This window comes from Streptomyces sp. NPDC001904 (assembly GCF_040297005.1).
Taxonomy (GTDB): Bacteria; Actinomycetota; Actinomycetes; order Streptomycetales; family Streptomycetaceae; genus Streptomyces.
In genome coordinates, this window is sequence record NZ_JBEOYI010000005.1 from 436532 (window position 1) to 457374 (window position 20843).

Annotated in this window: 17 protein-coding genes; 8 read left to right on the forward strand and 9 right to left on the reverse strand. The window is 72.2% G+C overall.

The annotated features are described in order from the left end of the window. Positions 1-41 precede the first annotated feature (41 nt). From galE to idi, 3 genes are all read left to right on the forward strand, one after another. Positions 42-1034, forward strand: coding sequence for a UDP-glucose 4-epimerase GalE (gene galE, locus ABT127_RS11350; RefSeq protein ID WP_351447168.1), 993 nt, complete (start codon positions 42-44; stop codon positions 1032-1034). A gap of 170 nt (positions 1035-1204) precedes the next feature. Continuing rightward, on the forward strand, positions 1205-2140 hold the full coding sequence (locus ABT127_RS11355; RefSeq protein ID WP_351447171.1) for a cation diffusion facilitator family transporter: 936 nt from the start codon (positions 1205-1207) through the stop codon (positions 2138-2140). Positions 2141-2255: 115 nt separating this feature from the next. Next, positions 2256-2849 carry an isopentenyl-diphosphate Delta-isomerase gene (gene idi, locus ABT127_RS11360; RefSeq protein ID WP_351447174.1) on the forward strand — a complete coding sequence of 198 codons (594 nt, stop codon included), beginning with the start codon at positions 2256-2258 and terminating at the stop codon, positions 2847-2849. A 3-nt stretch (positions 2850-2852) separates the two neighbouring features. Here idi and ABT127_RS11365 read toward each other — a convergent pair whose 3' ends face one another. Next, positions 2853-3326 (reverse strand): ATP-binding protein, encoded by a 474-nt coding sequence (locus tag ABT127_RS11365; protein WP_351447259.1) that lies wholly within the window; start codon positions 3324-3326, stop codon positions 2853-2855. Positions 3327-3597: 271 nt separating this feature from the next. Between ABT127_RS11365 and ABT127_RS11370 the strand changes: the two genes are divergently transcribed. Continuing rightward, positions 3598-4356 carry an enoyl-CoA hydratase/isomerase family protein gene (locus ABT127_RS11370; RefSeq protein WP_351447177.1) on the forward strand — a complete coding sequence of 253 codons (759 nt, stop codon included), beginning with the start codon at positions 3598-3600 and terminating at the stop codon, positions 4354-4356. Here the strand turns inward: ABT127_RS11370 and ABT127_RS11375 are convergent. Next, positions 4349-4984 (reverse strand): DJ-1/PfpI family protein, encoded by a 636-nt coding sequence (locus ABT127_RS11375; RefSeq protein WP_351447179.1) that lies wholly within the window; start codon positions 4982-4984, stop codon positions 4349-4351. The genes ABT127_RS11370 and ABT127_RS11375 overlap by 8 nt on opposite strands. Before the next feature lie 78 nt (positions 4985-5062). Beyond that, positions 5063-6031, reverse strand: a complete 969-nt coding sequence (locus tag ABT127_RS11380) for a GlxA family transcriptional regulator (RefSeq protein ID WP_351447181.1) — start codon at positions 6029-6031, stop codon at positions 5063-5065. Positions 6032-6146: 115 nt separating this feature from the next. Between ABT127_RS11380 and ABT127_RS11385 the strand changes: the two genes are divergently transcribed. Both ABT127_RS11385 and ABT127_RS11390 read left to right on the forward strand, forming a co-directional pair. After that, entirely contained in the window at positions 6147-7022 is an 876-nt protein-coding gene (locus ABT127_RS11385; protein WP_351447183.1) for an SCO6745 family protein, read from the forward strand. Between the two features lie 91 nt (positions 7023-7113). Beyond that, positions 7114-9468: a Tex family protein gene (locus ABT127_RS11390; protein ID WP_351447185.1), complete on the forward strand. Its 2355-nt coding sequence runs from the start codon at positions 7114-7116 to the stop codon at positions 9466-9468. Positions 9469-9537: 69 nt separating this feature from the next. Here the strand turns inward: ABT127_RS11390 and ABT127_RS11395 are convergent, their stop codons facing one another. Next, a complete protein-coding gene (locus ABT127_RS11395) occupies positions 9538-11175 on the reverse strand; it encodes an ABC-F family ATP-binding cassette domain-containing protein (RefSeq protein WP_351447188.1) in 1638 nt (545 codons plus the stop codon). Positions 11176-11244: 69 nt separating this feature from the next. Next, positions 11245-12282, reverse strand: a complete 1038-nt coding sequence (locus tag ABT127_RS11400; protein WP_351447190.1) for an oxidoreductase — start codon at positions 12280-12282, stop codon at positions 11245-11247. A gap of 120 nt (positions 12283-12402) precedes the next feature. Here ABT127_RS11400 and ABT127_RS11405 point away from each other — a divergent pair, with 120 nt between their 5' ends. Further along, on the forward strand, positions 12403-13293 hold the full coding sequence (locus tag ABT127_RS11405; RefSeq protein ID WP_351447262.1) for an FAD-dependent oxidoreductase: 891 nt from the start codon (positions 12403-12405) through the stop codon (positions 13291-13293). Between the two features lie 16 nt (positions 13294-13309). Here the strand turns inward: ABT127_RS11405 and ABT127_RS11410 are convergent, their stop codons facing one another. The 4 genes from ABT127_RS11410 to ABT127_RS11425 all read right to left on the reverse strand — a co-directional run bounded on the left by ABT127_RS11410 (position 13310) and on the right by ABT127_RS11425 (position 18991). Continuing rightward, positions 13310-13954 (reverse strand): HAD family hydrolase, encoded by a 645-nt coding sequence (locus ABT127_RS11410; protein WP_351447192.1) that lies wholly within the window; start codon positions 13952-13954, stop codon positions 13310-13312. A 33-nt stretch (positions 13955-13987) separates the two neighbouring features. Beyond that, on the reverse strand, positions 13988-15616 hold the full coding sequence (locus tag ABT127_RS11415) for a BCCT family transporter (RefSeq protein WP_351447264.1): 1629 nt from the start codon (positions 15614-15616) through the stop codon (positions 13988-13990). A gap of 126 nt (positions 15617-15742) precedes the next feature. Then, the gene (locus tag ABT127_RS11420) at positions 15743-17026 is read right to left on the reverse strand and encodes a M14 family metallopeptidase (protein WP_351447194.1); all 1284 of its coding nucleotides are present in this window, start codon (positions 17024-17026) and stop codon (positions 15743-15745) included. A 3-nt stretch (positions 17027-17029) separates the two neighbouring features. Next, positions 17030-18991 (reverse strand): Xaa-Pro dipeptidyl-peptidase, encoded by a 1962-nt coding sequence (locus ABT127_RS11425; protein ID WP_351447197.1) that lies wholly within the window; start codon positions 18989-18991, stop codon positions 17030-17032. Positions 18992-19226: 235 nt separating this feature from the next. On the opposite strand from ABT127_RS11425, the gene ABT127_RS11430 reads away from it, so the two are divergent. Continuing rightward, a complete protein-coding gene (locus tag ABT127_RS11430; protein ID WP_351447199.1) occupies positions 19227-20699 on the forward strand; it encodes a M1 family metallopeptidase in 1473 nt (490 codons plus the stop codon). Positions 20700-20843: the final 144 nt, after the last annotated feature.

Consider the following 20843-nt stretch of genomic DNA (forward strand, 5'->3'; position numbering starts at 1 on the left):
CAAACCCGGGCCGGGGTGTGACCGGCTTAGGGTGGTGCGTCATGACATGGCTGATCACCGGCGGAGCCGGATACATCGGGGCACACGTCGCACGGGCGATGGGCGGGGCGGGCGAGCGCGTCGTCGTGCTCGACAACGTGACGTCGGGGGTGCCGGACCGGTTGCCGCCGGAAATCCCGCTGGTGCGCGGCTCGGCGACGGACGCGGAGCTGGTGGCCCGGGTGTGCGCCGAGCACGAGGTGGCCGGTGTCGTGCACCTGGCCGCGCAGAAGCAGGTCGGCGAGTCGGTCGAGCGGCCGGAGCTGTACTACCGGGAGAACGTCGGCGGGCTCGCCACTCTCCTGGAGGCGGTCGCCGCGGCGGGCGTGCGCCGGTTCGTGTTCTCCTCGTCGGCCGCCGTCTACGGCAACCCGGACATCCCCGTCTCGGATCTGATCACCGAGTCGACGCCGTGCGCGCCGGTGAACCCGTACGGGGAGACGAAGCTCGCGGGTGAGTGGCTGGTGCGGGCGGCCGGGCACGCGCACGGCATGGCGACGGCCTGCCTGCGGTACTTCAACGTCGCGGGCGCCGCCGCGCCGGCGCTCGCCGACACCGGTGTCTTCAACGTGATCCCGATGGTCTTCGACCGGCTCACCCGGGGCGAGGCCCCGCGGATCTTCGGCGACGACTACCCGACGCCGGACGGCACCTGCGTCCGCGACTACATCCATGTCGCCGACCTCGCCGATGCGCATCTGTCGGCGGTGCGCCGGCTCTCCAGGGCGGACGCGAGCGGTGATCTGACCTTGAACATCGGCACCGGCCAGGGCGTTTCCGTACGCGAACTGGTCGACGTGATCGCCGAGGTGACGGGTGACCGCAGGCCGGCGCTCGTCGAGCCGCGCCGGGCCGGTGACGCGCCGCGCGCGGTGGGGTCGTCGGCGCTGGCCGAGAAGGAGCTGGGCTGGTCCGCGTCGCACAGCGTGCGCGAGATGGTCGAGTCGGCCTGGGCCGGCTGGTGCCTGCGGCATCCCGAGGCGCGTACCGACTGATCACCCCCTCACTCGACGACGCCCGCCGAAAACCGTATCCGCGCAGGTCACGGCAGATGACAACGGTGTTCAGTGCAGTGTTTGCGGATACCCCCCACCCGTAGTTCACTGTGATCGCCGCCCCGGTGCGGGGCGGCTCGGCGGGCCGATGCGGAGGGCGGTGCGGTTCCATGGGTGCCGGGCACGATCACGGACACGGCCACGGGGCCTCGACGGGGACCGCCGCGGCCGCCCACCGGGGTCGGCTGCGTATCGCGCTCGCCATCACGGTGACCGTGATGGTGGTGGAGATCGTCGGTGGCCTCGTGGCCGACTCGCTCGCCCTGATCGCGGACGCGGCCCACATGGCGACGGACGCGCTGGGGCTTGCGATGGCCCTGCTGGCGATCCACTTCGCGAACCGCCCGGCCGGCGAGCAGCGCACCTTCGGGTACGCGCGTGCCGAGATCCTGGCCGCGCTGGCCAACTGTCTGCTGCTTCTGGGGGTGGGTGGCTACGTCCTGGTCGAGGCGGTCCAGCGCTTCATGGAGCCGGCCGAGACCGCGGGCGGTACGACGATCGTCTACGCCCTGATCGGCCTGGTCGCGAACATGATCTCGCTCTCCCTGCTGGTGAAGGGGCAGCGGGACAGCCTGAACGTGCGGGGCGCCTTCCTGGAGGTCGCCGCGGACGCCCTCGGGTCCGTGGCGGTGCTCGTCGCCGCGACGATCATCCTGACCACGGGCTGGCAGGCCGCCGACCCGATCGCGTCGCTCGTCATCGGCCTCATGATCGTCCCGCGTACGGTCAAGCTGCTGCGGGAGACCCTGGACGTCCTGCTGGAGTCCGCGCCCAAGGGCGTCGACATGGCCCGGGTCAGGGAGCACATCCTGGCCCTGCCCGGGGTGGAGGACGTCCACGATCTGCACGCCTGGACCATCACCTCGGGCATGCCGGTGCTCTCCGCGCACGTGGTCGTCTCCTCGGACGCGCTCGGCACCCTCGGGAACGAGAAGATGCTGCACGCCCTCCAGGACTGCCTGGGCGACCACTTCGACGTCGAGCACTGCACGTTCCAGCTGGAGCCCGACGGTCACGCGCGGCACGAGGCGAAGCTGTGTCATTGATCACGCCGGGCGATACGGGCGTCTGATGTGCGAGACATGCGGGACGCGGCGCGGAGCGTGACGGTCTGTCCCGTACGGCAGACTTGGGGTCAGAGGACCGAAGCGAAGGATGGGTATGCCGACCACACCTGCCACCGCGGCGAACAACGCGTCGAACGGCACCGGAGAAGCGATCTTGCTGGAACTCGTCGACGAGGACGGCAGGACGACCGGCACCGCGGAGAAGCTCGCCGCGCACCAGGCGCCGGGACAGCTGCACAGAGCCTTCTCGGTCTTCCTCTTCGACGAGCAGGGGCGGTTGCTGCTCCAGCAGCGGGCGCTCGGCAAGTACCACTCCCCCGGCGTGTGGTCGAACACCTGCTGCGGTCACCCGTACCCGGGCGAGGCCCCGTTCGCGGCGGCCGCCCGGCGCACCTTCGAGGAGCTGGGGGTCTCGCCGTCGCTGATGGCGGAGGCCGGCACCGTGCGCTACAACCACCCCGACCCCGATTCGGGTCTGGTGGAGCAGGAGTTCAACCACCTTTTCGTGGGAATGGTGCAGGCTCCGCTGGACCCGGATCCGGAGGAGGTCGGGCAGACCGCGTTCGTGACCGCGGGCGAGCTGGCCGAGCGGCACGCCAAGGACCCGTTCTCATCGTGGTTCATGACGGTGCTCGACGCGGCGCGCCCGGCGGTCAGGGAGCTGACGGGGCCCTCCGCGGGCTGGTGACGCTCAGGCGTTCGCGGGCTTGAGGGGCAGGGCGGCCCAGATCACCTTGCCCCCGCTCGCCGTGTGCTCCACGTCGCAGACGCCGCCCGCCTCCGCGGTGATCTCCCGCACGAGGAGCAGCCCGCGGCCACCGGTCTGACCACTGGTGGCCTCAAGGGCTGTGGGGCGGTAGGGGTGGTCGTCCTCCACGGAGACCCGCACCCACTCCGCGCCGACGGCGACCTCGACGGCCAGCGTCGGGGAGAGCAGGGCGGCGTGCTTGACCGCGTTGGTCACCAGCTCGGAGACGATCACGAGCAGGCCGTGCACCAGATCGTCCGGCGCGGGTACGCCCTGCCGGACGAGGAGTTCGCGCACGGCCCGCCTGGCCTGCGGGACCGACGCGTCGACCGCCTGCGCCGTGAACCGCCACACCCCCTCGTACGGCAGCGGCCCGCCCGCGGCATGCTCGGGGGGCGCGCTCCCGTGGTCGTTCATCGTCCGGTCCCCGCCCTTGCGCTCGATTGTCACCACGCTTTGAGTGTTGAGAATCCGCTGGTCCGGACCGCTGGACTGACCAGAAGTCAGCGACTATCGGCGGTTTTTGATCATCGCCGCACGACAGCGGCACGCATGCGACTGAACCTGTCCCGATTGTTCCTCTTTCGGGGGCTCTTCAGTTTGACGTACGAGAGGTGCCGGCCGGCCGGGGCTCCCCGGGGCCCCCTTCTTGATCGTCCGGCCGGGCGGGCTGGATAGCATCCGCCGCATGTCCCCTGCACCGTCCCTCACGCACACGGTGACCGACGCGGTCGCCACCGTCGTCATCGACCATCCGGCGCGGCGCAACGCCATGACCGACACCATGTGGGCCGCGCTGCCGCCGCTGCTCGACTCCCTGGCCGCGGATCCGGCCGTCCGCGTCCTCGTCCTGACCGGAGCCGAAGACACCTTCTGCGCCGGGGCCGACATCTCCACCCTCGGCGGGGACGCGGGCGCCGCCCAGGAACTGGCCGTCGCCGCCGAGGAGGCCCTGGCGGCCTTTCCGAAGCCGACCGTGGCGGCGGTCCGCGGGTTCTGCGTGGGCGGCGGCTGCCAGCTCGCGGCCGCCTGCGATCTGCGGTTCGCGGCTCGGGGCGCGCGGTTCGGGGTGACCCCGGCGAAGCTCGGGATCGTCTATCCGGCGTCCTCCACCCGGCGACTCGCGTCGCTGGTGGGCCCGGCGACCGCCAAGTACCTTCTGTTCTCCGGGGAGTTGATCGGCACCGAGCGGGCGCTGCGCACGGGCCTGGTCGACGAGGTGCTGCCGGAGGACGGACTCGACCAGCGGGTGGCCGAGTTCACGCGCGTACTGGTGGACCGGTCGCAGCTGACGCAGGCGGCCGCCAAGGAGTTCACGGCGGGCCGCGGCGACCGGGACGCGTACTGGGCGGAGCAGGCGCGCGACAGCGGCGACACCGCGGAGGGCGTCGCCGCGTTCCTGGAGCGCAGGGCACCGCGCTTCACCTGGAGCGTGCCGACTACGTGAGGACGAAGCGGCTCTTGGAGCGGAACTCCTCGACGAGGTGCGCGGGCGCCTTCTCCGGCGAGCCCGCGTCGTAGGGCGGCTGCGGGTCGTACTCGGTCAGCAGCTGCACGGCCCGGGCGTGTTCGTCGCCCGCGATCCTGCCGAGCAGGGTCAGGCCCATGTCGATGCCGGCGGAGACCCCGGCCGCGGTGGCGTACTTGCCCTCGACGACGACGCGCTCGCCGGTCGGCTCCGCGCCGAACCGGCGGAGCACGTCGAGCGCCAGCCAGTGCGAGGCGGCACGCCGGCCCTTCAGCAGGCCCGCTGCGGCGAGCAGCAGGGAGCCGGTGCACACGGAGGTCGTCCAGGTGCTGGTCCCGTCGGCCGTGCGCAGCCAGTCCAGCAGGGTCTCGTTGGTCATCTGCGGAGTCTGGCCTGGGCCGCCGGGGACGATCACGATGTCCGGGTGCGGGACCTCGGCGAGGGTCTTGTCGGCGACGAGCGCGAGCCTGCCGGTGTCGCTGCGCACCGGGCCCCGCTCCTCGGCGACGAAGACGAGGTCGGCGTCGGGGAGCCGGCCGAGGGTCTCGTAGGGGCCCACGGCGTCGAGGGCGGTGAAGCGATCGAAGAGGAGGATGGCGATCTGCATGGGCGGCCCTTCTGTCGTGTTTTCTGTCGTGCTTTCTGTCATGTTTTTCGCCGGATGTACCGGGGCGTCCGGCTCGTCTCACGCGCCCGGTGCGGCGTGGAAGCGGCGGCGGTACTCCGCCGGCGGGGTGCCGAGGGTCTTGAGGAAGGCGCGGCGCATCGCCTCCGGGGTGCCGTAGCCGCTGGCGCGGGAGATCTCCTCCACTCCGTCCGCCGTGTCCTCCAGGAGGCGCCGGGCGTGCTCGACGCGGACGCGCTCCACGTAGGTGCCGGGCGTCAGGCCGGTCTCCGTGCGGAAGGCGCGGGCGAAGTGGCGGGGCGAGAGCCGGGCGCGGGCCGCGAGCGACTCCACGGACAGGTCGTCGTCGGGGTGCTCGGTGATCCACTGCTGGACCTCGCGCAGCGGCTCGCGGCGGGCGGTCTGGGCGGCGAGCTGGGCGCTGAACTGGGCCTGGTTCCCCGGGCGCCGCAGGAAGACGACGAGGTGCCGGGCGATCGTCAGCGCCGCCTGCCTGCCGTGGTCCTCCTCGACCAGGGCGAGCGCCAGGTCGATCCCGGCCGTGACGCCAGCGGACGTGGCCACGTTTCCGTCGCGCACGAAGATCGGGTCGGGGTCGACCTCGATCGCCGGGTGGTCGCGGGCGAGGCGGTCGCAGTACGCCCAGTGCGTGGTGGCCCGGCGGCCGTCGAGCAGGCCCGCGCGGGCGAGCAGGATCGCGCCCGTGCACACGGAGACGATCCGCTCGGCGCGCGGGGCGTGCTCGCGCAGCCAGTCGACGAGCCGCGGATCGGGGCCGCGGGTGCCCTGGCCGCCGGGGACGAGCAGGGTGTGCGGAGCCGGGGCGTCCGCGAGGGCGCTGTCGGGCACCAGCGTCAGACCGCTGGACGTCCGCACGGGCGCGCCGTCGAGCGACGCCGTCCGCACCCGGTACCCCGCGGCCGCGGACCCGACGGCGAGTGCGGCGCCCGAGAAGACCTCGACGGGGCCCGTGACATCGAGGCTCTGGACCTTGTCGAAGAGCGGGACCAGGACGGTACGTGGCGGCATGCGTCCCATTCTTCGAGCCCGCCCGGGTGGCTGCAATGACGAATCCCCCTCCTTTCCTGCCACGGTTCGCTCCCCCGCATCGGCACCCGTACCAACCGGTCGGTAACGTGCGGGCATGACTCCTGACCCGCGCCTGCGTACCGCCCGTCGTTGCCACAACGTGCTCAATCCGTTCCACTCGACGCACTACTTCTCGCCCGATCTGGGCCGGGAAATGGCCGCCATCGGTGTCACGGACCGCAACGCCGCCTACTTCGCGGCGCGTTCGGCGCCCATGGGGGCCGTCGGCGCCGGTGCCGTGACGGCCGCCTTCTACAACTTCAAGCACGACCTGGTGGCGCGGCACGTGCCCGCGGTGTGGCAGGCCGCCTCGCCCGAGGACGTCCTCGCGGCACGCGCGCGTGCCGTCGACTCGACGCTGCGCCGGCTGATCGGCGAGGAGGCTCTCGCCTCGAAGGAGATGGCCGAGGCCGCCGAACTCGCCCTGCGCGCGACCGAGGCCTGCACGCGCCACGCCCGGCCGCTGTACGCCGCGCACGCCGACCTCCCGGTCCCCGACCAGCCGCACATGGCCTACTGGCACGCGGCCACGCTGCTGCGCGAGCACCGCGGCGACGGCCATCTCGCCGCCCTGCTCGGCGCCGGTCTCGACCCGGTGGAGGCGCTGGTCAGCCATGTCGCCACCGGCAAGGGCATGGCCCCCAAGTTCCTCCTCGCCACGCGCGGCTGGACCCGCGAGGAGTACGACGCGGCGGCCGGGCGGCTGCGGGCGCGGGGCCTGCTCACCGGGGACGAGGACCTGACGCTCACCGAGGAGGGCGCGCAGCTGCGGTCCGGGATCGAGACGCTCACCGACGAGCTGGACCGGGCCCCGTACGAGCACCTCGGCGATGCCGGAGTGGCCCGTCTGACGGAGCTGGCGACCGGTTTCGTCGGCACCGCGCTCGGCAACGGCGCCTTCCCGCCGGACCTCATCGGCAAGGCCGCCTGAGTCGGGGCCGGTCGGCGCCCTGATCCCCCGTTGTCGGTGTCACCTGCCACAATTGCCGCGCAACCTCATTCGACTTAGGCGGTACGGGATCGTGGCGACACCCACTCTTGGGTCCATCGAAGGCAGGATTGCCGAGGAAATCGGCGTACGGGAGCGGCAGGTGAAGGCTGCCGTCGACCTCCTTGACGGCGGTTCGACGGTGCCCTTCATCGCTCGTTACCGCAAGGAGGCGACGGAGTCGCTGGACGATGCCCAGCTGCGCACCCTGGAGGAGCGGCTGCGGTATCTGCGCGAGCTGGAGGAGCGGCGCACCGCCGTTCTCGACTCGGTGCGCGAGCAGGGCAAGCTGACCGGGGAGCTGGAGGCGCAGATCCTCGCCGCCGACACCAAGGCGCGCCTGGAGGACATCTATCTGCCCTTCAAGCCGAAGCGGCGTACGAAGGCGCAGATCGCGCGCGAGGCGGGCCTGGAGCCGCTGGCCGACGGCCTGCTCGGCGACCCGTCGGTGGACCCGCACGCCGCGGCGGCGGCGTTCGTGGACGCCGACAAGGGCGTCGCCGAGCCGCAGGCCGCGCTCGACGGCGCACGCGCGATCCTCGCGGAGCGCTTCTCGGAGGACGCCGACCTGATCGGTGAGCTGCGTGAGCGCATGTGGGGGCGCGGCCGGCTCGCGGCGAAGGTGAAGTCCGGCAAGGAGGAGGCGGGCGCCAAGTTCGCCGACTACTTCGACTTCGCGGAGGGCTTCAAGGAGCTGCCCTCGCACCGCGTCCTGGCGATGCTGCGCGGTGAGAAGGAGGACGTGCTGGAGCTCGTCCTGGAGCCCGAGGAGCCGGTCGAGGACGGTGGCCCGAGCTCGTACGAGCCGATCGTCGCCGACCGGTTCGGGATCAGGAACCAGGGGCGTCCGGCCGACAAGTGGCTTCAGGACACGGTCCGTTGGGCCTGGCGCACCCGCATCCTCGTCCACCTCGGCATCGACCTGCGGATGCGGCTGCGCACGGCCGCCGAGGACGAGGCGGTCAAGGTGTTCGCGGCGAACCTGCGGGACCTGCTGCTCGCGGCCCCCGCGGGCACCCGCGCGACGCTGGGCCTCGACCCCGGCTTCCGTACGGGCGTGAAGGTCGCCGTCGTCGACGCGACGGGCAAGGTCGTGGCGACCGACGTCATCCACCCGCACGTCCCGGCCAACCGCTGGGACGAGGCGATCGCCAAGCTGGCCAAGCTCTCGAAGGAGCACGCGGTCGACCTGATCGCGATCGGCAACGGCACGGCGTCGCGCGAGACGGACAAGCTCGCCGGTGACCTCATCACCAGGCACCCGGAGCTGAACCTCACCAAGGTGATGGTGAGCGAGGCGGGCGCCTCGGTGTACTCGGCGTCCGCGTTCGCCTCCCAGGAGCTGCCCGACATGGACGTGTCGCTGCGCGGCGCCGTGTCGATCGCCCGCCGTCTTCAGGACCCGCTCGCCGAACTGGTGAAGATCGACCCGAAGTCGATCGGCGTCGGCCAGTACCAGCACGACCTGAGCGAGGTGAAGCTGTCGCGTTCGCTGGACGCGGTGGTCGAGGACTGTGTGAACGGGGTGGGGGTGGACGTGAACACCGCCTCCGCACCGCTCCTCGCGCGCGTGTCCGGCATCGGCGCCGGACTCGCGGAGAACATCGTGGCGCACCGCGATGCCAACGGCCCGTTCGGCAACCGCAAGGGCCTCAAGGGCGTCGCCCGGCTCGGCCCGAAGGCGTACGAGCAGTGCGCGGGCTTCCTGCGCATCCGGGGCGGCGACGACCCGCTGGACGCGTCGTCCGTGCACCCGGAGGCGTACCCCGTGGTGCGGCGGATGGCGAAGTCGACGGGCGGCGAGGTCGGTTCGCTGATCGGTGACACCGGGACGCTGCGCTCGCTCAGGCCGGCCGACTACGTGGACGACACGTTCGGGCTGCCGACCGTGACGGACATCCTGAAGGAGCTGGAGAAGCCCGGGCGCGACCCGCGGCCCGCCTTCAAGACGGCCACCTTCAAGGAGGGCGTGGAGAAGATCTCCGACCTGGAGCCGGGGATGATCCTGGAGGGCGTCGTCACGAACGTCGCCGCGTTCGGGGCGTTCATCGACATCGGGGTGCACCAGGACGGTCTCGCGCACGTGTCCGCCCTGTCGCGGACGTTCGTGAAGGACCCGCGCGACGTCGTGAAGCCCGGTGACATCGTGAAGGTGAAGGTCCAGGACGTCGATGTGCCGCGCAAGCGGATCTCGTTGACGCTGCGGCTCGACGACGAGAAGCCTGCCGGCCCGGAGCGCGGGGGGCGCGGCGGTGACCGCAAGCCGCCGCAGCAGAAGTCCCGTCAGGGTGGGCGGGGTGGTTCCGGTGGCGGCGGCAAGGGGCGGCCTGCGCCCGCGCCGTCCAATTCCGCCATGGCCGATGCGCTGAAGAAGGCCGGGCTGGCGTAGCGCCGTCCTGGCCGGTGAGGGTGGGGAACTGCGGGCTCGTCGTGGCTGAGCGCGCAGTTCCCCGCGCCCCTAAAGGGCGCTCACCCTCCCTGCGTCGACCACGAAACTCCTCGTCGTGGTGATGGCGTTGAGCATCCGCCTGTCGTGGGTGACCAGGAGCAGGGTGCCCTGGTAGGACTCCAGGGCCGATTCGAGCTGCTCGATCGCCGGCAGGTCGAGGTGGTTCGTCGGCTCGTCCAGGACCAGGAGGTTGACGCCCCTGCCCTGGAGCAGGGCGAGCGCCGCCCGGGTGCGTTCGCCCGGGGAGAGGGTCTCCGCCGGGCGCAGCACATGGTCCGCCTTGAGGCCGAACTTGGCGAGCAGTGTGCGCACCTCGGCCGGTTCGGTGTCGGGGACGGCCGCGCCGAACGCGTCGAGCAGGGTCTCCGGGCCGTGGAACAGCGCGCGGGCCTGGTCGACCTCGCCGACCACGACGCCCTGGCCGAGCGCCGCGTGACCCCCGTCGAGCGGGATCCGGCCGAGGAGGGCGGCGAGCAGCGTGGACTTGCCGGAGCCGTTGGCGCCGGTGATCGCGACGCGGTCCGCCCAGTCGATCTGGAGCGTGACCGGGCCGAACTCGAAGTCCCCGCGCCGCAGTCGGGCGTCCCTCAGAGAGGCGACCACCGCGCCGGAGCGCGGCGCGGCCGCGATCTCCATGCGCAGCTCCCACTCCTTGCGGGGTTCGTCGACGACGTCGAGGCGCTCGATCATGCGCTGCGTCTGGCGGGCCTTGGCGGCCTGCTTCTCGCTCGACTCGCTGCGGAACTTGCGGCCGATCTTGTCGTTGTCGGTCGCCTTGCGCCGGGCGTTCTTGACTCCCTTGTCCATCCAGGAGCGCTGCATCTGGGCGCGGCCTTCGAGCGCCGCCCTCTTGTCGGCGTACTCGTCGTACTCCTCGCGCGCGTGCCGGCGGGCGACGTCGCGCTCCTCCAGGTAGGCGTCGTAGCCGCCGCCGTAGAGGTTGATCTGCTGCTGGGCGAGGTCCAGCTCGAGGACCTTGGTGACCGTGCGGGTGAGGAACTCCCGGTCGTGGCTGACGACGACGGTGCCCGCGCGCAATCCCCGTACGAACCCTTCCAGGCGCTCCAGGCCGTCCAGGTCGAGGTCGTTGGTCGGCTCGTCCAGGAGGAAGACGTCGTAGCGGGACAGCAGGAGCGAGGCGAGGCCCGCCCGGGCGGCCTGGCCGCCGGAGAGCGAGGTCATCGTCTGGTCGAGGCCGACGTGCAGGCCGAGCTGGGCGGCGACCTCCTCGGCGCGCTCGTCGAGGTCGGCACCGCCCAGGCCCAGCCAGCGCTCCAGGCTCACCGCGTAGGCGTCGTCGGCGCCGGGAGCGCCGTCGACCAGCCCCTGGGTGGCGTCGTCCATGATCCGCTGGGCCTCGGCGACGCCGGTGCGGCGGGCGAGGAACTCGCGGATCGTCTCGCCGGGGCGGCGCTCCGGCTCCTGCGGCAGATGGCCGACCGTCGCGGTAGGCGGGGAGAGCAGCAGCTCGCCCTCCTCCGGGGTGGCGAGCCCGGCGAGCAGGCGGAGCAGGGTGGACTTCCCCGCTCCGTTGGCGCCGACGAGGCCGATCACGTCGCCGGGCGCGACGACGAGGTCGAGACCGGCGAAGAGGGAGCGGTCGCCGTGGCCCGCGGCGAGGTTCTTGGCTACGAGGGTGGCAGTCATCAGGGCGTTGATCCTAATCGGCCCCGCCCGTCGGTTGTCGTACGGGGATCAGCCGCTCGGCGGGGCCGGTCAGTGCGCCATCGGCGCCACCAGGACGCTCCCGGTGGTGCGGGCCACGAGGAAGGACTCCCCCTTGGTGGCCTTCCGGTCGAGGGGGATCCGGTGCCGGCCGGGGTCGAGGACCGCGTCGAAGACGTCATGGACGTGGGTGCGGTACAGGCGGTCGAGGCGGTAGGCGGTGAGCTGGACGCGGCAGGTGGAGGTGACGTCGAGGCCCGCCTCGCCGTCGGCGGCGGCGAGGCGGGTGAGCCGGCGCCGGTCGGCGGGGCTGCGGTCGAGGGCGCTCTCGATCTGCGCGACGAGCAGCGGGACGATCGGGGCGAGCCCGTCGACGTAGGCGATGTCGGCCCCGGCCCGGTCGAACTCGGCGCGGACCGCGGCCCGTTGGGTCTCGTCGACGGCGCGGCCGAAGGCGACGGCTCCGTAGCCGCGCAGTTCCTCCGGGGGCACGCTGGTCGCGTCCTGGGTGATGTCCGCGCCGATGCCGATGGTGCGCAGGGCGGCGGCCAGCCTGGCGAGGACGGCGACGCGGGCGCCGATGAGCAGGACCCGCCGCCGGGTGGTGGCGGGGTCCGCGGGGCCGTCGAGCAGCCGGCCGAGCGCGGTGCGGTACTCCTCGCCCCGGAAGCGGAACGGGCCTATGCCGTGGTAGCCGTTGAGCTCCAGGTCGACCTGTTCGGCGGTCTGCCAGGCGAAGTCGCGCCACACATAGTCGTCCTGATCGTCGTCGGCCCGCTCGATGACGGCGGTGACGGCGCCGCACTCCAGTCCCTCGCACTCGGGGCAGCCGTAGATGACGTAGCGCCCGTCGGCGAGCGGTGCGCCGGCCTCCAGGAGGAGGCTTCTGACGTGGTCGGTGAAGATGGCGGGCGGGATGTCGGCGGCCAGCGGAGAGACCGCGTCGAGGTCGGAGAGCTGGAACAGCAGCGGGCGGCCGTCCACGATGAAGTCCAGGAAGTCCCGGTGGACCTGGTAGTCACCGTTGGCCAGGACTCCCCCGGCGCGCATCGCCGGGGCCAGGCCGAAGGTCGCGTACTCGGCAGACATGGTGTGAGTATCCCCACCCCGCAGGGGTGTTGAGCACGGCATGACACATTCCGCTACCGTCCCGGCGTGAACAGTGATGTGAACGGTGGCGTGATCGTGGTGGGCGGCGGGGTCATAGGGATGTCCACCGCACTGGTGCTGGCGCGTGCCGGGCGGCGGGTGCGGGTGTGGTCGCGGGACCCCGCCGAACGCACCACCTCGGCTGTTGCGGGCGCGCTGTGGTGGCCGTACCGGATCGACCCGGTCGAGCGGGTCGGCCCGTGGTCGCTGCGGTCGCTGCGGCGCTACGAGGAATGGGCGGGGCGCCCGGACGAGACCGGCGTACGGATGGTCGAGGGCGTACACGAGGGTGTCCGGCTTGCCGGCCTCGGGGCGTGGGCCGGCGAGGTGGCGGGGCTGCGGGAGACCGGCGAGGGGCTTGCGGCACGGCTCCCGCTGATCGACATGCCGGTCCATCTGGCGTGGCTGCGGGGCGAGTTGGCATCAGCGGGGGTGGAGGTGGAGCGGCGCGAGGTGCGCTCGCTCGACGAGGCGGCGACGGTGGCCGACGCGGTCGTGAACTGCACGGGGCTCGGGGCACGGGAGCTGGTGCCCGACGCGTCGCTGCGGCCGGTGCGCGGACAGCTGGTGGTCGTGGAGAACCCCGGCGTCCGTACCTGGTTCACCTCCGCCGACGAGGCGTCGGACGCCACGACGTACTTCTTCCCGCAGCCGGACGGGAGGCTGCTCCTCGGTGGCACCGCGCAGGAGGACGACTGGTCCCTCGCCCCGGACCCGGCGGTGGCGGAGGGGATCGTGCGGCGCTGCGCGGGGGTGCGCCCGGAGATCGCCGGCGCACGGGTGGTCGAGCACCGGGTGGGACTGCGTCCGGCACGCCCGGCCGTGCGCATCGAGCGTGAAGTCGACGGCACGGGACGGCTGTTGGTGCACAACTACGGGCACGGCGGGGCCGGGGTGACCGTCGCGTGGGGGTGCGCGGAGGAGGCGGCGGAGCTGGTCGAGGCAGGCTGACCGAGGGGGACGCGCCTCAGCGCTCCTGCCCGATCACATGCTCCAGCGCCGCCACGACATCCCCTGCGATGTGCGTGGGCGCGTACTCCCGCTCCTGCCAGGTGCGGCCGCGCGCCAGCCACACCGACCGCAGCCCGAGGGCGCGGGCGCCCGCGATGTCGGTGCGGGCCGCGTCCCCCACCATCCAGGCCTGCCGCAGGGGGCGGCCCGCGGCCGCCGCGCGGAAGATCTCGGGGGACGGTTTCGCGTGACCTACGGCCTCGGAGATCGCCCAGCCGTCGACGAGGGCGTCGAGACCGGTGCGGCGGATCTTCCGGGTCTGCTGGGCCGTGCGGCCGTTGGTGACGACGACCGGGGTCCAGCCGGCCCCGGCCGCCTCGACGAGCGCGGTGCGGACCGGGGCGGCGAGGGTGACGCGGTCCGCCGCGCCCCGGTCGAGGACGTCCCGGACGGCGTCGGGTGGCACCTGGGTCCCGTAGCGGTGGGACAGGGCCGAGGCGACGGCCGGGCGCGCCGCGTAGCCGTCGTCGTCCACCGCCATGATCCAGGCCAGATCCTCGGCGGGCAGGCCGTGTCCGGCCAGGAACTCCGCCATCGCGGAGCGGAACGCGGCGTCCCGGTCGACCAGTGTGTTGTCGAGGTCCAGAAGCAGCAGGGGCATGACCCGGAGTAGACCACGCGTGCACCCGCCGCCCTACTGGTTTCCGTGCTCCCCGATGGGGTCGCCGGCGGTCTCCGGGCCGTCGCCGGGGCCGATCCGGATCTCGAAGTCGCCGCCGTACTTCTCGTGTCCGGCGACGACCGCAGCCTCGACGGCCTCGATGCCCATGTCGCCGCGCACGATGAGCGGATCCCGGCGCAGATCACGCATCAGGGCGACGCACATGCCGATCATGACCAGGGTGAAGGGGGCCGCGACGAGGATCGTGAGGTTCTGCAGCCCGGTGAGCGCGTTGTCGGAGCCGTCGCCGATGAGCAGCATCACGGCCGCCACCGCGCCGGTCACCACGCCCCAGAAGACGACGACGAACCGGCCGGGTTCGAGGGCGCCCTTCTGGGACAGCGTGCCCATGACGATCGAGGCGGCGTCCGCGCCCGACACGAAGAAGATGCCCACGAGGATCATCACCAGGATGCTGGACGCCGTGGCGACGGGGAACTCGTGCAGGACGCCGAAGAGCTGGGCCTCCGGGGTGTCGGCGCTGCCCAGCCGGCCGTGCTCCTTCAGCTTCATCGCCGTACCGCCGAAGATCGCGAACCAGATCAGGCTGACCGTGGACGGGACCAGGATCACGCCGCCGACGAACTGGCGGATGGTGCGGCCGCGGCTGATCCGCGCGATGAACATGCCGACGAAGGGCGTCCAGGAGATCCACCACGCCCAGTAGAAGACCGTCCAGCTGCCGAGCCAGTCGGCGACTCCCTTGCCGCTGGACGCCTCGGTGCGGCCGACGAGTTGGGGCAGTTCGCCGAAGTAGGCGCCGAGCGAGGTGGGGAGCAGGTCCAGGACGATGATGGTGGGGCCCGCGACGAAGACGAAGACCGCGAGGATCAGCGCGAGCACCATGTTGGTGTTCGACAGCCACTGGATGCCCTTCTCGACACCCGAGACGGCGGACGCGACGAACGCGACCGTCAGGACCGCGATGATCAGCACGAGGAGGGTCGTGCTCGCCGTGTCCATCCAGTTCAGCACCTCGAAGCCGGAGCCGATCTGGAGCGCGCCGAGCCCGAGGGAGGCCGCCGAGCCGAACAGCGTCGCGAAGATCGCGATGATGTCGATGACCCGGCCCCAGGCGCCGTGGGCGCGCCGCTCACCGATGAGCGGCACGAAGACGGAGGAGATGGTCTGGCGGCGGCGCCTGCGGAAGGTGGAGTAGGCGATGGCGAGACCGACCACCGCGTAGATCGCCCAGGGGTGCAGCGTCCAGTGGAAGAGGGTGGTCGCCATGGCGGTCTCCATGGCCTCGGCGTCGTCCGCCGGGTCGGTGCCCGGGGGCGGCGTCGTGAAGTGCGCGAGGGGTTCGCTCACCCCGTAGAACATGAGGCCGATCCCCATGCCCGCACTGAACATCATGGCCACCCAGGAGACCGTGCGGAACTCGGGCTCTTCGCCCTCCTTGCCGAGGGTGATCTTCCCGTAGCGGCTGACGGCGAGCCAGAGCGCGAAGACGACGAAGGCGGAGGCGGCGAGCATGAACGCCCAACCGCCGTTGTGGATCAGGCCGTTCAGGGCGCGCGTGGAGACGCTTTCGAGGCTGTCGGTGGCGACCGAGCCCCAGACCACGAAGGCCAGGGTCAGCCCGGCCGTCACGCCGAACACGATCCGGTCGGTGGCGGGGCTCCGGCCGCCCGACGCGTCCGCGTCGGGGCCGGGCGCGCCGGTGGGTGGTTGCTGAGGGTTTGTCACCCTTCAGGGCCTACCACACGGAACACGCCCACGACCCGTTCAACAGCTGGTGTCGGGGTCTCCTTCGGTCAGGTGGTAGGGCGCGCGGGCGTCGAGGAGGAGCACCACCAGCGCCCGCTCGGACTGCCGCAGCGGAACGTAGGCCCCGTCCGCCGACACCCGCACGCGGATCCCGTGCAGCGCCAACTCGTCCTTGTACTCGGCGTATTGACGGGCGGTGAGGCGGTAGCCGCAGGGCGGGTGCTTGATGATCTCGGCGGGCTGCGCCGGGTCGTTGTCGGCACCGCCGACGTGGACGGGCCCGGTGTCGTTCAGGCCCGCGGCGCGCGCGGCCGCCGTGACGGCGTCGATCCGGTCGGCGTGCTGTTCGGTGAAGGCGAAGAGACCTTTCAGGGCGGCGAGTTGGGAGTCGCGGCGGCGCCGGTTGTTCAGTGCCTCGTCGGCCGCTTCCGCCGGGGTGGCGGGGTCGACGCGGCTCTCGACGAGCAGGCCGAGGGCGTGTTTGACGCCGGACATGTTGCGCAGGATGCGTTCCTGGCCGTCGCCCGCGGTCTGTTCGACCGGGTCGCCGGTGACGGGGTCGGTCCGGATGCCGTACGTGCCCGTGGAGTACCCGGCTCCTTCGGCGGCGGGGCGGACGTAGCGCTCGGACAGGGTTTCGGCCTCGTCGTGCACGGCGGTCGCGGTGTTGAGGGTGCGTGGCCAGAGGTCGAGAAGGTCCTTGTCGTAGTTCTCCGCGGTGGCGCGGTACTCGTGCAGGTCGTAGACGACGTCGGGCCGCCGGTCGCGGATGACGGCCGCCAGGGCGCGTGCCTCCGCCGTCCTCAGGGCGAGGTGGTCACGGTTGATGTCGACGCCGTCGGAGTTGCCGCGGGTGCCGGCGGCGCGTCCGTCGGGGTTGGCGGTGGGCACGACGAGCAGGGTCGTGCGGGCCAGGAAACCTGTCGTCGCCCGGTCCGTGGCCCGGGCGAGGTCGCGGACGGTGGTGAGGCAGGCCTCGCGCCCGGCGGGTTCGTCGCCGTGCTGGCCGCAGACGAGCAGCACGGTGGTGGCGGCGTGCCGGGCGCCGACACGGACCAGTTGGAGCGGACGGCCCTGCGCGGTGGTGCCGATGCGGGTGACGGTGACGCGGTCGGACGCCCGGTCCACCGCGGCGAGCAGTCGCCGCTCCTCGGACTGACCGGTCCAGCGGGCGCCGTTCGTCCACTCGAAGCCGGTGCTGGGGAGTGTGGCGGTGGCGCGCGCCGGGACCACCGTCACCAGGGGCACGGCGAGGGCCGCGGTGGCGAGGGCGACGGTGAGTCCGCGGCCGCGTGCCGTCATCGGTCACTCGCCTTCCGGGACGGGGCGGTGCGGGCGCGTCGGGCGCACGCCGTCGGCCGTGGACGGGCGGGGCGTGGCGGCCGTGGCGGTGGCGGCCGCGAAGGCGCGGGCGCCGCCGACGACGGGGACGCGGGCCGCGGTGCGGGACAGGTCGAGGGTGAGGGTCGGCCGGGTGGACGGGGGGTCGATGAGGTCCTTGTCGGTACCCGCGACGATCAGGGCGAGCCGGTGCCCGGCGGGGACGACGTGGTCACTGGCGGCCAGGGAGACGGTCAGGGTGTAGGCCTTGCCCGGAGTGAGCGGGCGGCCCCGGCCGGGGTCGGCGGAGGTGCCCAGGTCGGCCCATCCCCGGCTGAAGACGGTCGAGCCGACGTCGGCGGTGACGGCCCGGGTGTTCCTGAAGCAGGAGCTGTCGCCGGTCGTGCTCGGCCCCCAGCAGCTGCGGTCGGTGAGCGTCGTGATGCCTTCGCCCGCTCCGCCGTAGTCGCGGACGGTGGCGGGGCCGAGGTCGACCAGGACGGCGGACAGATGGGCGGTGGCCGTGGTCGGGGTCGCGGTGACCGTCACCGTCGAGGAGCCGGAGAGCCGCAGGTCCTTGCCGAGCGGGCGGCTGATGAAGCCGGCCTTGCCGGGGGTCGAGGTGTCGATCCGCTCGGCCCAGTCGGTCTCGCCCAGGGACGGGTCGTCGGTGAACCGCTCCGTGCCGGATCCGGGCTTCAGGCCCAGGGTGCCGACGCCGGGAGCGGAGCCCCGGGCGGGCCGCAGGGCGGTGGTCCGCGTGGTGCGCGGCGGCCACACGGTGTCGGTGGTCCAGTGGTCGGGGGTGCGCTCGATGTCGGCCATGGGTGCGCGGTCGATGCCGTTGCGCAGGCCGAGGAGTTCGTGGTCGAACCAGCGGTGCAGGGTGTCGACCCAGTCGGCGCGACGGAAGTCGAACGGGTCGACGTGCCCGGTCTGCGACAGCCAGATCTTGCGCTCGACGCCGTGCTTCGCGAGCGCGTCCCACCACTGACCGAAGTGCTTGGTGCGGACGTTGAGGTCCTGCATGCCGTGCACGACGAAGACGCTGGCCCGCACCTTGGCGGCGTCCTTGACGTAGTCCCGCTCCTGCCACAGGGAGGTCCAGTCGCCGCTGCGCGGCGCCTCGTCGACGAGCCGCTGCTGGACGGCGGCGCAGCGGGCGCGGGCGTCCGGGCTCTCCACGTAGTCGGACAGCCAGTCGGGGCCGGAGTCGTAGAGCGGGGCACCCTGCTGGAAGTAGTAGTCGTACCAGGAGGAGATGCCGCCGATGGGGACGATGGTCTCCAGGCCCTCGACGCCGGTCGCGGCGACGCCGTTGGCGACGGTGGCGTCGTAGCTCTTGCCGATCATGCCGGTGCGGCCGTTGGTCCAGGTCGCTTTCGCGCTTTCGCTGCCCGACCGCGTGGTGTAGCCCTTGGCGCGCCCGTTCAGCCAGTCGACGACGGCCTTGGCGGACTGGACGTCGGAGCGGCCTCCGACGTCGACGCAGCCGTCCGAGCGGTTGGTGCCGGCGAGGTCGACGCCGACGACGGCGTAGCCGCGGGGCACGAAGTAGTTGTCGTAGTAGAGCGGCATCTGCACGATGTCGCCGTGCGCGTCGTACGTCTTCAGCTGGCTCTCGTTGCCGCGCCCGCAGCAGGAGTAGTACGGGCTCGCGTCCATGATCACGGGTACTTTGCGGCCCTGCGCGGCCGCCTCCCGGGGACGGACGATGTCGACGGCGACGCGGTCGGTCCTGCCGTCCCCGTCGCCGTCGAGCCGGGTGTCGACCCAGACGGACTCGCGGACGGCGTTCTCGTACGAGTAGACGGGCTGCGACCCGGTCGGCGCGGCCGCGCGGGCGACGGCCCCGGCCGGGGCGACGAGCACGGCGAGCAGGGCCGCGGCGGCCGCGCCCACGAGCAGGGTCCACAGGCGGCGGGTGCGTCCGGCAGGTATCGGCATGGGCGGAAGGTACACGGGTCAACTCCCGTGCGACAGAGGGCATCAGCATGTCCCGACAGGCGTGTGGGACGTAAAGACACATGTCGGCCGAATGGCGATCGTGTGACAGGAGGGGCCATGGACATGACCGGTGTGCCGGGTGCTGAATAGGGTCGCGGACACGATCACACGGGGCCGGTTCCCTCCGGTCGTGTGGGGTCGGTCCCCGGTCTGTTCCTACGACTTGGAGTTTTCCGTGTACCGCAGACTCATCGCTCCCGGCGCGCTCACGGCCGCCCTGCTGCTGGCGATCCCGGCATCGGCGGCCGACTTCGCTCCCGGGGCCTCGGGCATCGGCGATCCCTACTACCCGACGTACGGGAACGGCGGCTACGACGTCTCCCACTACGACCTGCGTCTGAAGTACCAGCCGAAGACGGACCTGCTGGAGGGCACGGCGACGATCCTCGCCTCCTCGACGCAGGACCTGTCCCGCTTCGACCTCGACTTCGGGCTCACCGCGAGCGAGGTCCGGGTCAACGGGAAGAAGGCGGCGTTCGCCAAGTCGGGCGAGCAGGAACTGGAGGTGACGCCCGCGGCGGGGCTGCCGAAGGGCACGCCCTTCACGGTCGTGGTGAAGTACGCGGGCAAGCCGTCCGAGGTGAAGCTGTGGGGCTTCACGTCCCCGCAGCGCACCCCGGACGGTGCCGTCTTCGCCAACGAGGCGGAGTCGGCGGCCTGGTGGTTCCCGTCGAACGACCACCCGCTCGACAAGGCGACGTACGACGTCTCGGTGGCCGTGCCCGACGGCACCCAGGCGATCTCCAACGGCACGCTGCAGTCGCAGAGTTCGAAGCTGGGCTGGACCCGCTTCAACTGGCGCTCGGCCCACCCGCAGGCCACCTATCTGGCCACGCTCGCCATCGGCAAGTTCGACATCACGACCGACACGACCGCGGACGGTCTGCCCGTCGTCAACGCCTACAGCAAGGACCTCGGCGCCAACGAGGGCGCGGCGAAGGCCAGCGTGGAGCGCACCACCGAGGTCGCCGAGTGGCTGGAGTCGGTCTACGGGAAGTACCCCTTCGAGGCGCTGGGCGGCTACGTCCCGAACGTGCCGTCGTCGTTCGCCCTGGAGACGCAGACACGGCCGTTCTACTCCCCCAAGCAGTTCGCGAACGGCTCCAACGTCTCCGTCGTCGTGCACGAGCTGGCGCACCAGTGGTACGGCGACAGCGTCTCCGTACGCGGCTGGAAGGACATCTGGATCAACGAGGGCTTCGCCCGCTACAGCCAGTGGCTGTGGTCCGAGAAGGAGGGCGAGGGCACGGCCCGGGAGCTCGCCGACTACGCGTACGCGCAGCACCCGGCGGACGACGCGTTCTGGACGGTGAAGCCGGGGGATCCCGGCGCCGAGAACCAGTTCGCCGCGGCCGTCTACGACCGGGGGGCCATGGCCATCCAGGCGCTGCGCGACGCGGTCGGCGACAAGAAGTTCTTCAAGATCCTGAAGGGCTGGCCGCAGGCGCACGCCTACGGCAACGCCACCGTCTCCGACTTCGTGTCGTACGCCGAGCGCGTCTCCGGCAAGCCGCTGGCGTCGTTGTTCGACACGTGGCTGTACCAGCCGACGCGGCCTGCCACTGCGCTCCGCACGGCCGGGGTGCCTGAGCGGCCGCGGTCGTGGAAGTCGATCGCGGCCACCAATGGGGTGCACTCGGAGCGCTGACCCGCATGTCGGGTGGCGGTCGGTCGGCTGACGGCCGGTGGGGCTTCTCGTGCAGTTCCCCGCGCCCCTGAAGCGAGCTCCGCTCGCCCAGGGGCGGCTGCGCGGAGCGCATGCCTCAGGGGCGCGGGGAACTGCGCGACCAGC